The organism is Vibrio sp. 2130-1 (assembly GCF_033339515.1).
The window spans coordinates 79,242-92,796 of the sequence record NZ_JAWOUT010000005.1; the positions used below are offsets into that span (position 1 = coordinate 79,242).

At 46.0% G+C, this 13,555-nt stretch carries 17 protein-coding genes; 7 read left to right on the top strand and 10 right to left on the bottom strand.

Annotated elements, in window-relative coordinates:
- Window positions 1-12: 12 nt before the first annotated feature.
- The 10 genes from R7Q09_RS09005 to vscN all read right to left on the bottom strand — a co-directional run bounded on the left by R7Q09_RS09005 (window position 13) and on the right by vscN (window position 8,568).
- The gene (locus R7Q09_RS09005) at window positions 13-915 is read right to left on the bottom strand and encodes a DMT family transporter (protein WP_372035280.1); all 903 of its coding nucleotides are present in this window, start codon (window positions 913-915) and stop codon (window positions 13-15) included.
- Window positions 916-1,021: 106 nt separating this feature from the next.
- The gene (locus tag R7Q09_RS09010; RefSeq protein WP_258483961.1) at window positions 1,022-1,732 is read right to left on the bottom strand and encodes a helix-turn-helix domain-containing protein; all 711 of its coding nucleotides are present in this window, start codon (window positions 1,730-1,732) and stop codon (window positions 1,022-1,024) included.
- Window positions 1,733-1,833: 101 nt separating this feature from the next.
- The gene (gene vscU / locus R7Q09_RS09015; protein ID WP_258483962.1) at window positions 1,834-2,883 is read right to left on the bottom strand and encodes a SctU family type III secretion system export apparatus subunit VscU; all 1,050 of its coding nucleotides are present in this window, start codon (window positions 2,881-2,883) and stop codon (window positions 1,834-1,836) included.
- 15 nt (window positions 2,884-2,898) lie between these two features.
- Window positions 2,899-3,684, bottom strand: coding sequence for a type III secretion system export apparatus subunit SctT (gene sctT / locus R7Q09_RS09020; protein ID WP_137282056.1), 786 nt, complete (start codon window positions 3,682-3,684; stop codon window positions 2,899-2,901).
- On the bottom strand, window positions 3,681-3,947 hold the full coding sequence (sctS, locus tag R7Q09_RS09025; protein ID WP_258483963.1) for a type III secretion system export apparatus subunit SctS: 267 nt from the start codon (window positions 3,945-3,947) through the stop codon (window positions 3,681-3,683). Before sctS ends, sctT begins: the two co-directional genes overlap by 4 nt.
- A gap of 13 nt (window positions 3,948-3,960) precedes the next feature.
- A complete protein-coding gene (vscR, locus tag R7Q09_RS09030; protein ID WP_005377232.1) occupies window positions 3,961-4,611 on the bottom strand; it encodes a SctR family type III secretion system export apparatus subunit VscR in 651 nt (216 codons plus the stop codon).
- Window positions 4,608-5,576: a SctQ family type III secretion system cytoplasmic ring protein VscQ gene (gene vscQ, locus R7Q09_RS09035; RefSeq protein ID WP_115386024.1), complete on the bottom strand. Its 969-nt coding sequence runs from the start codon at window positions 5,574-5,576 to the stop codon at window positions 4,608-4,610. Before vscQ ends, vscR begins: the two co-directional genes overlap by 4 nt.
- Window positions 5,573-6,778: a type III secretion system needle length determinant gene (locus R7Q09_RS09040; RefSeq protein ID WP_318070762.1), complete on the bottom strand. Its 1,206-nt coding sequence runs from the start codon at window positions 6,776-6,778 to the stop codon at window positions 5,573-5,575. Before R7Q09_RS09040 ends, vscQ begins: the two co-directional genes overlap by 4 nt.
- Before the next feature lie 9 nt (window positions 6,779-6,787).
- Entirely contained in the window at window positions 6,788-7,249 is a 462-nt protein-coding gene (locus R7Q09_RS09045; RefSeq protein WP_042523778.1) for a type III secretion protein, read from the bottom strand.
- Window positions 7,246-8,568 carry a SctN family type III secretion system ATPase VscN gene (gene vscN, locus R7Q09_RS09050; RefSeq protein WP_213880598.1) on the bottom strand — a complete coding sequence of 441 codons (1,323 nt, stop codon included), beginning with the start codon at window positions 8,566-8,568 and terminating at the stop codon, window positions 7,246-7,248. The genes R7Q09_RS09045 and vscN overlap by 4 nt, the downstream gene beginning before the upstream one ends.
- A 185-nt stretch (window positions 8,569-8,753) precedes the next feature.
- On the opposite strand from vscN, the gene sctW reads away from it, so the two are divergent.
- The 7 genes from sctW to R7Q09_RS09085 are packed head-to-tail and all read left to right on the top strand — an operon-like array spanning window position 8,754 to window position 13,517.
- Window positions 8,754-9,647, top strand: a complete 894-nt coding sequence (gene sctW / locus R7Q09_RS09055; protein WP_005388156.1) for a type III secretion system gatekeeper subunit SctW — start codon at window positions 8,754-8,756, stop codon at window positions 9,645-9,647.
- Window positions 9,628-9,912, top strand: coding sequence for a TyeA family type III secretion system gatekeeper subunit (locus tag R7Q09_RS09060; protein WP_005377239.1), 285 nt, complete (start codon window positions 9,628-9,630; stop codon window positions 9,910-9,912). The genes sctW and R7Q09_RS09060 overlap by 20 nt, the downstream gene beginning before the upstream one ends.
- Entirely contained in the window at window positions 9,899-10,273 is a 375-nt protein-coding gene (gene sycN, locus R7Q09_RS09065; RefSeq protein WP_005388159.1) for a type III secretion chaperone SycN, read from the top strand. Before R7Q09_RS09060 ends, sycN begins: the two co-directional genes overlap by 14 nt.
- A complete protein-coding gene (vscX, locus tag R7Q09_RS09070; protein ID WP_064368455.1) occupies window positions 10,270-10,647 on the top strand; it encodes a type III secretion system protein VscX in 378 nt (125 codons plus the stop codon). The genes sycN and vscX overlap by 4 nt, the downstream gene beginning before the upstream one ends.
- A 5-nt stretch (window positions 10,648-10,652) precedes the next feature.
- Entirely contained in the window at window positions 10,653-10,994 is a 342-nt protein-coding gene (gene vscY, locus R7Q09_RS09075; protein ID WP_005377248.1) for a type III secretion system chaperone VscY, read from the top strand.
- A complete protein-coding gene (gene vcrD, locus R7Q09_RS09080; protein WP_086013006.1) occupies window positions 10,978-13,104 on the top strand; it encodes a SctV family type III secretion system export apparatus subunit VcrD in 2,127 nt (708 codons plus the stop codon). Before vscY ends, vcrD begins: the two co-directional genes overlap by 17 nt.
- Window positions 13,104-13,517, top strand: a complete 414-nt coding sequence (locus tag R7Q09_RS09085; RefSeq protein ID WP_053304394.1) for an LcrR family type III secretion system chaperone — start codon at window positions 13,104-13,106, stop codon at window positions 13,515-13,517. Before vcrD ends, R7Q09_RS09085 begins: the two co-directional genes overlap by 1 nt.
- Window positions 13,518-13,555: the final 38 nt, after the last annotated feature.

The window sequence follows — 13,555 nt, forward strand, 5'->3', positions numbered from 1 at the left end:
TGTCCATTGAATTTAACTTTTCGACTGAAGAAACAAACACACAAGTGTCAACGTTATACCAACCCAACCAATGAAAGAAATTTCTTCCCCAACAATCGCAACTGCTAGTGCTGCTGCGATAACAGGTTCAAATAGCGTGAGTATGCTAGCTCCACTGGCTGTAACAAACCGTAGCCCAAACCCAAAAGCGACGTAACCTAACCCCATTGGAATCAAGGCCATGTAGAGCATGACCGTCGTATTAGTTGATGATGCAAATAGATTATCGCCCGTGATGAAAAGTGTTGGTAGAAGCAAAACTCCACCAATACCAAAAACACTTCCCATGGCCGTTTGCGATTCAATGCCGTGGTCAATCATAGTCTTTACTCCCCATGAGTAAATGGCGTACGTCAAACCTGCCAATAGGCCAAGTAATACACCCCAATGCTTCATATCATGATCAAATAAGCTATTTGCGGATGACTCAGAAGCCAACAACAAGGTAATGCCAATGACCCCGATTGCGAAACTCATCATCCAGCGCTTGGTTATGGTCTGATTTCGGCTAAAGAGACACTCTAACAAAGCAGAAAAGAAAGGTGCAGTGGAGATAGAAACAACCGTACCAATAGCCACACCGGCGAATCGCATTGATGAATAAAAAGCCAGTGGGTAGGTGGCTAAGGCGATAATACTAACCAGTAACGTTTTCTTCTTATGTACGACTTTTCGAAAATCTCTCTTCAGTGACTTCGCAGACAGACATGCTTGCATAAATCCACCAATACCCATAGAAAATGCGCCAATGGCGAGAGCACTGACATCCGGTGCCAAGCTGGCAGCGGTGCCCGTCGTTCCCCACAGGGTTGAAGCAAAAAGTATGGATAAAGTTCCTAATTGATAGTCGGTGAAATGTTTTTTTAACACTGTAATTTCTACCTAGTGAATGGCTGTTTTAGGGTAGAAAGAATAAAAGAAAGCGATAGAGATTTTTGTGCTGAAAAGACGGAATACTTGTTCCAGAGGACTATTTTAGTGACTACCGGGAAAACTCTCTAGGAGACATGCCAAAATGCATTGAAAACCGTCGACTAAACGCGGAAAGGTCACTATAGCCAACTCGTTCAGCTATCAACTGGACTGGAAGGTCTGTATGAGTCAGTAGTGCTTTGGCTTTTTCCATACGTTGTAGTGTAATGTACTTATGGACGCTCATTTTTAGCTGCTCTTTAAAAAGCTTTTTAAACTGCGTCGGACTCAAGCAAGCGGCATTCGCTAATGAGGCAATGGTGAGTGGCTGATCAAGCTGCTCGGCGATCAAAACCTGTACATCTCGAATACGCGAATCTACGGAGCGAGACCGCTTTTGTTGCTCCAGCAACAGGTAGAAGGTTGCAACCATTGAGTTTTCAATTTCATCATTAACCTGATACTCAAGTTGCTTTTCGACAAACTGGATAAAGCTCAGTAGAGGCGGGCTAATCGAAAACACAGACACACTACTATCCATCAAATGAGTGGGCAAAGTGGTCATATCCGCAACAATAAAGCGTGATGACTCTTCGGCATTAAAACCGTGAGCACAACTTTTGGGGATGACTATGCAGTCGCCAACCGCCACCTTTCCGACATAATTATCCATATCAATATGTATGTTGCCCTGGAGAGGAAGCACCAGTTGATGATAATCACTATGAGTATGTCGGCTCATACGTTTCGTGTAGGAGCGGATGCTTAAGCTAGATTTCATAAAACAACATACAGTTAAAGGATACCGCATTATAGCGTTGAAAGTATCGAGGTTGAAAGCTGGGCAGTTGTAAGCCCAGATCTTGAATGGGATGTGGTTTGTCAGTCCGCCTCGGACTCTAACGAGGCCAACCAACGAAGCACTTCCGCAGTTGCCTCAATAAGATCGCTTGGGATGTACTGGTCGATGTTACCGTCGGCGTATAGTGCACGAGCAAGAGGGACTTTTTGCATCACAGGCACGCCTTCCTCTTTAGCGATTGCGACCATACGTTTGGCTACCGAATCGGTTTCCATCAAAGTGATGACGGGCAGGGGAGTTTCGCCTTTCTTGTAATAAAGGCCAACCGCGATATGTGTTGGGTTTGTAACTAATACATTAGAACGTTTAACGTTTTCGCGTTGATTGGAGGCTTGTAGCTCTTGGTGCAATTGACGACGTTTGCTTTTTATTTCTGGACTGCCTTCCATCTCTTTGTATTCGCGCTTCACTTCGTCCTTGCTCATTTTGAGCTTTTTCGTGTGATCAAATTTCTGGTACGCAAAATCTGCGGCAGCGATGACGATGAAGCCTACCGAAGAGATAATCATTAATTGTTTAATCATGACGCCAGTAATGGTCGGGACACATTCTAGCCCACAAGTTGGAATTTGCATTAAAGCGTTGATGTTACCGCGTAATGTCACCCAGATAATGCAGGAAAGAAGAGAGACTTTAAGGATCGACTTGATAAACTCAATCACACTCTTGAGGGAAAAAATGCGTTTGGCCCCTTCGACGGGATTGATCTTTTTGATGTCGGGTTTAACGGATTCACCACTAAATAGGAATCCGAACTGCCCCATATTGGAAAAGACGGCGACGAGTGCAGCAACCAGAATAATCGGAGCGAGTAGATAGGCAATTTCTTTTGCGATGGCGATAGCGACATCGACTAGCGCATCTTGGAAACCCTGATAAGCAAGCTTACTTGGTAGGAGAATAAGCGCTGAGATGTGCGACATGTAATAATCGGCGAACGCAAACAGTACAATTATGAGCGCCAAAATTAATGCAGACGATACGATTTCTTGGCTTTTGGCAACCTGACCTTTCTGCCGAGCATCGCGTAACTTTTTTGCGGTGGGTTGCTCTGTTTTTTCTGCACTCATAAAGAATCCTAAGCGTTATTGCCAAATGGTATTGAGTTGTTCTGCGAATCGGGTAATGCCGTAAAACTGTACTTCAAAGTGATCCATCATTATTCCGAGATACACGATCAGTAAAACACTCGCGATGGCACTTTTTATTGGCATGGCAAGGAAAAAAACATTCAATTGCGGTGCAAAACGACTGATAAGCGCCAGACCAAACTCAGCAAGAAACATTGCCAACACTAGTGGAGCGGACATCAACACACCAAGCCACATAAGCTGTTCAAATTGCGCGTAGAAGAAGCTCACCCATGCGTCGCTAACGGTTGGGAAAAAGTCCACAATCGGCCAAGATGTATAGCTTTTGAATAACGCATAGATAAAAGTGACAAAGCCCCCGCCAGAGAAGAACAGGGTAATCAACGTTTGGGTCAGCAACACGGCTGTTGGTGTGGATTGTGAGCCTAGCGTTGGGTTAAACATACTTGCCATGGCAGCCCCACGTTGGTTGTCGACCAGAAAACCGGCCGCTTCTATCGCCCAAAAGGGGATAGCAGCAACAAACCCTATCAACAGCCCAATTAATACCTCCTTACCTAAAATCACTATCAGCCAAATGCCGTCGGTTTCTGCGGGCAAGCTTTGCTGATTAATCATCGGAAATATAAACAGCGCGAGTGAGCAAAGCACACCATTTCTCACCATGGTGCCGCCTAGCATTTGCTTGCTCAAAATAGGCAAAAAGATGAAGCACGCCATTAATCGAGGTAACGTCAGGCTGTACAAAAATAAAGCCTGGTGTAAGTCGTGATAACTCATCGTATTTGAGGAATTTTATCCATAGCAAGCGAGGCGAAGGCGTGGAGCTCTGCCCCTAGCCATTGCGTTGTGACGAACAGCGTAATAATGACCGCGATAAGCTTGACCACAAAGCCTAACGTTTGTTCTTGGACCTGAGTTAACGCCTGAACAAGCGACACCAATGTACCAACCAATGCTGCGACTAAAATCGGCGGTAATGACAAGTACAACACTAGGGTTAATGCTTGAGTCGTGAAATGAATGATTTCAGCAGAATGCATACTTTCTCCGTGATTAACCGTAACTCAACACTAAGCCGTGGGTGAGCTTTGTCCAGCCGTCAAGCAAGACAAAAAGCAACAATTTGAAGGGGAGGGAAATCGTCATTGGCGATACCATCATCATCCCCATCGCGAGTAGGATATTCGACACAATTAGGTCAATAGCGATGAACGGTAAGTACAACAGAAAGCCAATTTCAAAAGCGCGAGTAAGCTCGCTGACGGTAAATGCGGGCAGTAAGAGCAATAAGCTGTCCGACTCTAAACGGTCTACGTACTTCTGTGGCCACAATGTGCGTGCAGCATCAGTGAAGAATATGGCTTCGGTTTCCCGAATATGCTTTTTCAAAAATTCTCGATAAGGCTGTAAACCGCTTTCAATGAGGCCTTCTACACTTGCAGAATCTTCAAGGGAGATATCATGCTGCTTTACGTAGTCGTAGGTTTCAAACCCGACGGGAGCCATGATGAAAATTGACAGAATGATGGCCAATCCGTAAAGCGCCATATTCGGCGGAATTTGCTGTACACCGAGAGCGTTACGCAGCAGTGAGAATACAACGGCGAGTTTCACAAATGACGTCGCCATCATGGCGATAAATGGGATCAGTGCCAGCAGTGCTAAGCTGACAATGAGATTGAGCTCGTCGGGTAATTGGATCATGCTGGCTCCTGCGTGCCACCGAACAGCTCCACTACGCGCACACCTAAATGTTCGTTAACATTAACCAGTTCACACTCACCAATGATTTTGCCGTTGGCACGCAATGTTACCGGCTTAGATACAGGCTGGTTTAGCTCGAATACGTACCCTGGCTGAAGCTGGTTAAGCTGCTCTAGCGTGATGGTTTGATGGCCGATATCAAACGTGAGTTCCACAGGCAGTTGCTGGTGGTCGGTTAACATTTCTGAAGTGTTTACGTCATTCATATTGGTTTCTTTTTCAATAATGTGAAGAGTTTGGTCATCTAGCTGGCAGCGCCAGAGATTCTGGTTAGATACTTGAAAAATGGCTTGTTGCTTGGCGATGTAACCATCGTCAAAAAAGATGACATCTCCCAGCTCGAGCGAATTAAATTCGCTTAACGTTAAATGGGTCCTTCCAAGACTTAACCACACAGGTAAAGCGAGGTGTCGAGCTTGTAGAGCAGCGCTGTTTGGTAGCGCATCCAACAACACGTCTGATCCTTCGCTAACCCACAAACAAAGAGAGCCGTTAGGCTTATTGAGGGTTAACATTAAAGTATGCTCTTGGGCCAGGCTCGCCTCTAACGGCTGTAGTTGACTAAGAATGGGTAACTGACCAAATAGCGCTTTGATTGCCTCACTATGCGGTTCTATCTGTGAGCTCAAAAGTGCTAACTGGAGGGAGTTAGGTAGGGACTCAAACGCAGTAGCATTTAAGGTCGATTTCAGCCAATGTTGGAGCTGCGCACGAGAAAAGTCTACTTGTAGGGTTTGCCCTCCGATCAACGTGGTTAAACGGAACCCTTCAAATGAAGGGATTTGAGCAACAGTAATCGATACGCTCTGACCATCAGTCCCTTGGAAGTGGCACTGTTTTGCACAAAGTTGATTGCTAAGCGCGATACTTTCTGCATCCACTTTGGGTATTATTAACGGCGTCATAGGTCATTCTCCGCTTGCCATTCTTCATACACGCTGCGTTGTTGGCGTGAGTGTTGTTGTTCATGTTGTTGTTGATCGAGCTGTTGAGTTTGTTCGCTGATCGCTAAGCGAAGTGGCTGCTCACCGCAGAATCGGTTTAGCCGTTCAGCAAGATCTTGTCTAGCTTGCTGGCTAATAATGGAAAGGGCATGCTCTTGTCGAATCGTCACGCTATACCCTTGAGCGTCCAACTTGATGTGGATTTCGCCACCTTTTAATTGTCCTTCACTTAGAAACAGCCGAACCTCTTTGTTGTCCGATGCGGTTGGCAGAGCAACATAGATTTTGTCCACCAATTGCTGGAGTAATTGGTTTACGTCTCGCGTTGGGCTTGGTTGAGCCTGCGAAGCAACACTTTTTAGGATGACATCGCCTTGTGTTACCGCACTTGCAAGGGGTTGAGACGGCACTTTTTCTTCATCCGTTTTAACGGCGACTAGTGCGCTTTTCGTCACGATTTTTTCAAGAGGCTTGGTTTCAGGCAGGCCACCAGTTTGGTCTGATCGTTTGCCTGTATTCTGTAGCGGCGGAGTTGCACGCTTATTGTGCGTTTTTTCAGTTTGCCTTTTCGTTAAGCCAACAATGTTAATCCCATCTTGAGCGAGCTCTGTCGCTGTCGCATTTTGGGGGAGCAAGCCAGATTCAAGCGTAGAGAGATACTCCGGCGAGGTATGTTTATCCATCGGCGTCGGTTTATCATCTTTCAAATGAGCTTGAAAGTGAGGATCAACACGCTCGGTAGAAGGGGAGCTTAGAACTGTGTCGCCATCGCTTTTTCCATCATGTTTAAGCAATTTATTGTTTTTGCTAATTATTTCTTCGCTATTTGCTGCGTCGTCTTGCGATTTCTCTATATCTCTCTTACTGACGACGTCACTTTGACCTTTTAAAGTGGAGATGTTTTTGTCAGCGTTGGCTTCTTGGTTCGATAGGTTAAGTTTCTTATCTAGACCTTGAGATGTCTTATGCCTTAGCGGTATGTCTTCTTCGCCAGTATGATTTTTTTGGGGATTCCCAACGATAGACTCCTTTCCCTTGCTAGGCTTCTTCGTCATTGCATGCTCGAATTGTGATTGAAGCTCGGCCTCCTTCTCGAGAGGCGCTTGTTCCGGCGTTGATTTGTGCAGCGTATTCGATGTTTCAGTTGTTGGGGTAATGCGCATAGTGAACCTTTAGATAATGTCGACAGTGCGAAACTCTTCCTGTTCGAGTTCTTCTTGGTATTGCCTTTCTCGCGATTTTTCCGCGACTTCTTGTTGCTGCAACTGAACGAATTTTTCTTTGGTTTTATGGGCTTGTCGCGCCTCTTTTTGCTTTTCTTTAAGTGCCGAGCGTTCGATTTCAAGCGCTTTTTTTGACTCGGCCACACGTTGTTTAAGTTCGGCTTCTCTCTCTCTTAACAACGCGATTTCTTGTCTTAATGTTTCCAGCTCTTTGAGAACGAGCGTTTGTTGTTTTGCTTTAGCAAAACGTCGCTCTTCTTCTTCCTGGCGCCAAACGTGATAGTCCGCGACAGAACGTTCGGCCTTTTGAACCTGTGCTGCGGCGTTTGACACTCGGTATTCTTGACGCTTGACGGCTTTATCCGCACGTTCAGCGCGAATTTTTTTGATTTCTAATAAGCGTTCTATCATTGTTTCGCCATCCCTTTAAGTTGAGCGATAGCGCCATCAAGATCGCTTGGTTCATGCGTGCCTTGGCGTAAAAAGGCGCATATATCATCACTTTGTGCAATGGCCAAATCCGCTCGGCTATCTGCGCCATGTTGGTATTCGCCAATTTTGATTAGCAGCTCAACTTCTTCATACTTAGCTAACATTTCGCGAATATGAGCAGCAGACGCCTGATGATCGGATTCAACGATTTGATTCATAACTCGGCTTGCTGAGCGAAGTACATCAATCGCAGGGTAATGGTTCATTGCCGCAAGTTTACGCGAGAGAATGATGTGCCCGTCTAGAATTGAGCGAGTTTCATCCGCGACAGGCTCTGTCATGTCGTCACCTTCCACCAACACGGTGTACAGTGCTGTAATTGATCCTTTGTCTGATTGTCCAGCTCGTTCCATCAGCTTTGGCAAAGCGGCAAAAACGGAAGGCGGATAGCCACGTCGTGTTGGTGGCTCGCCTGCGGCTAGTCCAATCTCCCTCTGTGCGCGGGCGAAACGCGTTACAGAATCCATCAGCAGTAGCACGCGTTTACCTTGGTCACGAAAATATTCTGCGATAGAAGTGGCAACAAAAGCGGCTTTGGCGCGCTCCATTGCTGGGCGATCAGAGGTAGCGACCACTAAAACCGATTTGGCCATTCCTTCTTCGCCTAGGTCATGCTCAATAAACTCGCGTACTTCGCGTCCGCGTTCACCAATTAAGGCGAGAACGGTCACGTCAACTTCTGCGGAGCGAATCAGTTTTGCCAGTAGGGTACTTTTACCCCCACCAGCCGCTGCAAAAATACCCATGCGCTGACCTTCACCACAGGTCAGTAGCCCATCAATGGATCGAACGCCAAGAGAGATTGGCTTTTCAATTAGTTTACGTTGCATTGGTGGTGGCGCATCGCGATAAACAGGATACCAAGCACTTGGTTCCTGACTCTGCGTACCATCGAAAGGACGTCCAAGCCCGTCAAGCGTTGTACCTAACAGGTGGTCGCCAACACCCACTTCGTGCATTTTGCCCATTGGGCTTACTTCTGTATTTGAGGAAATCCCAAACATATTTCCTAACGGGGTGAGCAGAGCGTGATGCTGCTGGAAGCCAACCACTTCCGCTAACAAAGACAGAGTTTGATCGGGATTACGCAACTCACACAGTTCACCTACACGAACGCCAGGGACGACAGCTTTGATAATGGTGCCGGTGACTTGTGTAACGCGCCCGCGAATTTGGATCAAACGCGTGTGTTTAATCGCAGATTGTTGGATATCAGTGATGTATGAGAAATCGTTCAAGGTAAAAATATGCGCAATGATTGATGCTGAGAGGATAGAAAGTATAAGAATCAATTTATAGTGAATATCAGTCGGGAGTTTTTAGAAAACTGAAAGCGCACTAAAAAAACACGTCTGATTTTGACAGCTTCAAAAAAGCGCACTTCCTATAATTCGCCTGTATTGTGCGGAAGGAGTGCAAGTGAATGAGTATTATCAACAATCATATCGCAACAAATCCAAAGTTTGATGCGTCTATCCAAAACGGGTTGGAATCGTCTCGCCCCGACGTTTCACAAAAAGGCAATTATCGCGGTGAAACCGTCCGTGTTCACAATGCCACACAATCACTTTTTGATGCGATGGAAGAACTCACTTCACTCGGTTCCGAAAAAGCAGAGAAAGATCTGACCAAGCGCAAAGTGAAAGACAGTGGTGTTCGAGTTAATGAAGCACATGAACTCGTTTCGGACTATTTAAGAAAAGTCCCTGATCTTGAAAAGAATCAAAAGATCAAAGATTTGGCTACAAAAATGGCGGGAGGAAATATCTCGACCATCGCGCAATTACAAGCCTACTTGAATGGGTTTTCCGAGGAGAAAAGCCATCAATACCTCGCCCTAAAAGCCGTTAAAAAGTTTTTGAGTGCGAGTCCAGAAAGTAAACACCTACTAGCGCTGATTGACCAAGCACTTCTAAGAATCGAGCAAAACCCAGATACATGGTCTCAAATTGATACGGAAATCCGTGTCTCAAATTTTGCTGATGAATACAGCCAAGAGCAAGAGTTTAGCTCTTTGCATCAGCTGCGCGGCTTCTACCGCGATACCGTTCATAGTTATCAAGGGCTCGGCGCGGCTTATCAAGATGTAGTGGCGCGCTTTGGTGAGCAGGAGGTATCGACTGCTGTTGACTTTATGCTGCAAGGCATGAGTGCAGATCTTAGTGTTCAAGGTAGCAGTATCGATTCGGTTAAGTTGCAGTGGTTGATGTCCGATATGCAAAAACTCAAAACTCTAAATACGTTGCAAGATCGTGTGAATCAGCTGTTCCAAATGTTTAAACCGGAAAGGACGAATTATGGCTTATCAAGTTTCTAATTTGATGGCTGATGTGATTGCGTTGGTAGAGCAGCGATGGGTAAGCAGTGATGAGATATGGAAAGTCGCCAACGCAATGGAATTGACGGCGGTAGAACAAAAAATCGATTTTTTTCGAGAGTTCCATAAGTTAGTTCGCGCAATCCCAATTGACGTATTCGCCGATGAAGAACAACGACAGAATTTAATCCAAGCGGTACAAAAGGCGCTAGACGAAGCCATTGATATAGAAGAAGAGGAAGCGTGGGAAGATGAGTTGGATTGATGCATCCGTCGATGAATTTTGCCGAGGAATGGGGCTCGATGCCGTCGATTTCTCATCAGCTGGACGGGTGCAGCTGGATTTTGAGCAAAGTGGTACGCTGCATATTGAGCGACAGGGTGAGCAGTTATTCTTGATGTTGTCTCGAGCGTTATCTTGGCATCAAACCAGTGACATGATTCAAAGTGCACTGTGTTTGTGTCATGCCGATCAAGGCTGGCCTTTCGAAATTAAAACCGGCTTGTTAGATGAGCAAACTCTGGTTTTTTCAGCAAGGCTAAAAGGAGAAGAAGTAACACTTCCGACCTTAGAGCAAGCGTTTACGCTTTTGGCTCGTCTACATAACGATGTGGCAGGCTCATGACTCGAGTTAGCACTTTAAACGTAGGCATAGAAGCCTTCACGCATGTTACTCATAGTGAGGTTAAGGCCGATTTCCCTGAACGGTTTCAATTACTTCCGGATGGACAGGCGGTCGCTACGCATTTAGAGAAGCTCTATGACCTCAGGCCTTCAGACCAATACCTAATCGCGTTAACCAAGCCAAAATTGTTGCACTCAGAATTGTTGCGTCCAGAAAAGTACCGCCAACAGTTCGATGAAACGTTGGCTCAGCTGCAAGTTCTTGCACAGGACTCAGGCTCCGTTTCTTTTATCAAAGCATCCGAAACGCTACAAAGTACACAACTTGATCAGCGTTACCTTACTATGGCGCTCAATCTCCTTATTCAGGTCTAACCAACATGTTGAGATCCAAAGACATTGAACTCTTACTTGTTCACGCTGCGCTACAAGTTCAATACCAAAAGCCAGAGCATGCCATTTCTATTCTCGATGCGGTTCTAGAAATAGAACCGCAGCACAAAGAGGCGATGCAAACACTTGCTGTGGCGTGTTTACAAAGTGGTCGATATACCCGGGCGATTGAGGTGTGTGAGCACTTATTAAAATCCGACCTTCATCCTGACTCGGCAGGACTCTGGTTTTGTTTAAGCCAAGCGCGTTGGAAACAAAATGACGTCGATGGGGCACGCCAAGCGCACCGACGCTATCTGCAATCTTTAAATAGTGAATCACATGAATAAGTTGATCGATATTCTAAACAAAGTAGGGCAACGCAAAGACATCATGCTTGCGGTGATGTTACTCGCGATCGTCTTTATGATGATATTGCCACTTCCTACCGCACTGGTGGATGTACTGATTGGCACCAACATGAGCATTGCAGTGGTGCTGCTTATGTTAGCGATTTACATCACCACGCCACTTGAGTTCTCTGCATTTCCTGCGGTGCTATTGATCACGACATTGTTTCGTCTGTCTTTATCTATCACGACAACCCGTTTGATCTTGCTACAAGGCGATGCTGGTCAAATCGTTTATACATTCGGTAACTTCGTTGTGGGCGGTAACTTAGTGGTCGGTATCGTTGTGTTCCTGATCATTACCATTGTTCAGTTTATGGTGATCACCAAAGGCTCAGAAAGGGTAGCAGAAGTTAGTGCGCGCTTCTCACTCGATGCGATGCCTGGTAAGCAGATGAGTATTGACGGTGACATGCGTGCCGGAGTAATTGACGTACACGAAGCTAGGCACCGACGATCACTGATTGAAAAAGAAAGCCAAATGTATGGCTCGATGGATGGCGCGATGAAGTTCGTTAAAGGCGACTCCATTGCGGGTCTGGTCATCATTGTGGTCAACATCTTAGGTGGCGTCACGATCGGGGTAACGCAAAAAGGCATGAGTGCTTCTGAAGCACTTGAGTTATTTGCGATTTTGACCGTTGGCGATGGTTTGGTGTCGCAGATCCCGGCACTCTTTATCGCGATTACCGCCGGTATTATCGTGACGCGTGTTTCTCATGAAGACTCTTCTGATCTTGGGTCGGACATTGGTGGACAGGTCATTGCTCAGCCACGTGCGCTTCTTATTGGTGGTGTGCTTTTGGTGCTGTTCGCACTCATTCCTGGGTTTCCAAAAATCACTTTTCTGGTCTTGGCCGCCGTGGTTGGTGGTGGTGGTTTCTTCCTTTTCTATCAACAGAAAAAACAAGCGGAATCAGATAGCACCGACTTATCAAGCTTTGTTTCGCAAGGGGCCGGTTCGCCAGCGGCGAAGCCAAGCAAACCCACGCCTTCTAGAAACAGCAAAGGTAAGTTAGGTGAGCAAGAAGAGTTCGCCATGACGGTCCCGCTGTTGATTGATCTTGACGCGAGCCTTCAGGAAAGCTTGGAAGCGGTCGCATTAAATGAAGAGCTAGCAAGGGTTAGACGCGCACTATATCTCGACCTAGGTGTGCCTTTCCCAGGCATCCACCTGCGCTTTAACGAGGGGATGCAAAATGGCGAGTACTTAATTCAGTTACAAGAAGTCCCGGTTGCACGAGGACGAATTGTTAAAGATCAACTCTTGGTGACAGAAGGGAATGAACAGATCGATTTATTAGGCGTGCCTTATGAGCAAGATGAAGATTTTCTACCTGGTATTTCTAGCATTTGGGTGGCACAGAGTTATGAGCAAAAACTCGTAGCCAGTCATGTCGGTTTTCTCACACCCGACAGGATTTTAACGTACCACTTGTCTCATGTTCTCAAGGAGTACGCACAAGACTTTATTGGTATTCAGGAGACGCGTTATCTGTTGGAGCAGATGGAAGGCAGTTATTCGGAGTTAGTCAAAGAGGCCCAGCGTATTGTTCCGTTGCAAAAAATGACGGAAATCTTGCAACGCTTGGTTTCTGAAGACATTTCTATCCGAAACCTTCGCGTGATCTTGGAAGCGATGGTTGAGTGGGGCCAAAAAGAGAAAGATGTTGTACAGCTGACGGAGTACATTCGTTCCAGCTTAAAACGTTACATTTGCTACAAATACGCAAGCGGACAAAACATGTTGCCCGCTTACTTATTGGATCAAAATCTCGAAGACACAATACGCAGCGGTATTCGTCAAACCTCAGCAGGGAGTTACTTGGCGTTAGATCCGTCAGTAACGCAACAATTTGTCAGTGATGTGAAACAGACCATTGGTGACTTAAGCCGCATGCCGAATAAACCTGTGCTAGTTGTGTCTATGGATGTACGCCGATATGTGCGAAAGCTTATTGAATCGGAATACTACGATCTGCCCGTTTTGTCATTTCAAGAACTAACCCAGCAAATCAATATTCAGCCACTTGGAAGGGTGGGGATGTAATGAAAACAAAACTAATACTCTCGCTGGCGCAAGCGGGGATCGAAGTGACGCCATACTTTTGGCAACAAAGTGAAATTCAACTTGGTTATCGAATTGAAGTTGAAGGCTTAGAGCTCGTTTTTCGGGTGGAGGACGGTGAAATCATCATCGTTCTTCTGAAACGCGTTCGTCCCAAATTGGGGTTGAGTAACCCCTTTGCCGGCTTATTTCTCTTGGCTGAACATGCCATTCAACTTTATCCCTCCGATTGGGTCATTCGCGGCAACGTCGATGTGTTACGTGGTAGCAACATGAGCAGCCAGCGATTGGCACAGTTCTATCTAAAAGCATGCGGTGCAAGCCATGATGAGCTAGACGACTGGTACTGTTTACGCCTAGCAGATTATAGACCTTTGAAAAAGTTGAAAAAGTAAAAACTCACGACTGTTACTGACAGCACCGATGAGATGAC

Bases quoted from the DNA above. Each gene is read 5' to 3' on its own strand.
- R7Q09_RS09010 (WP_258483961.1), bottom strand. From the start codon at position 1,732: ATGAAATCTAGCTTAAGCATCCGCTCCTACACGAAACGTATGAGCCGA.
- vscU (WP_258483962.1), bottom strand. From the start codon at position 2,883: ATGAGTGCAGAAAAAACAGAGCAACCCACCGCAAAAAAGTTACGCGAT.
- sctT (WP_137282056.1), bottom strand. From the start codon at position 3,684: ATGAGTTATCACGACTTACACCAGGCTTTATTTTTGTACAGCCTGACG.
- sctS (WP_258483963.1), bottom strand. From the start codon at position 3,947: ATGCATTCTGCTGAAATCATTCATTTCACGACTCAAGCATTAACCCTA.
- vscR (WP_005377232.1), bottom strand. From the start codon at position 4,611: ATGATCCAATTACCCGACGAGCTCAATCTCATTGTCAGCTTAGCACTG.
- vscQ (WP_115386024.1), bottom strand. From the start codon at position 5,576: ATGACGCCGTTAATAATACCCAAAGTGGATGCAGAAAGTATCGCGCTT.
- R7Q09_RS09040 (WP_318070762.1), bottom strand. From the start codon at position 6,778: ATGCGCATTACCCCAACAACTGAAACATCGAATACGCTGCACAAATCA.
- R7Q09_RS09045 (WP_042523778.1), bottom strand. From the start codon at position 7,249: ATGATAGAACGCTTATTAGAAATCAAAAAAATTCGCGCTGAACGTGCG.
- sctW (WP_005388156.1), top strand. From the start codon at position 8,754: ATGAGTATTATCAACAATCATATCGCAACAAATCCAAAGTTTGATGCG.
- R7Q09_RS09060 (WP_005377239.1), top strand. From the start codon at position 9,628: ATGGCTTATCAAGTTTCTAATTTGATGGCTGATGTGATTGCGTTGGTA.
- sycN (WP_005388159.1), top strand. From the start codon at position 9,899: ATGAGTTGGATTGATGCATCCGTCGATGAATTTTGCCGAGGAATGGGG.
- vscX (WP_064368455.1), top strand. From the start codon at position 10,270: ATGACTCGAGTTAGCACTTTAAACGTAGGCATAGAAGCCTTCACGCAT.
- vscY (WP_005377248.1), top strand. From the start codon at position 10,653: ATGTTGAGATCCAAAGACATTGAACTCTTACTTGTTCACGCTGCGCTA.
- R7Q09_RS09085 (WP_053304394.1), top strand. From the start codon at position 13,104: ATGAAAACAAAACTAATACTCTCGCTGGCGCAAGCGGGGATCGAAGTG.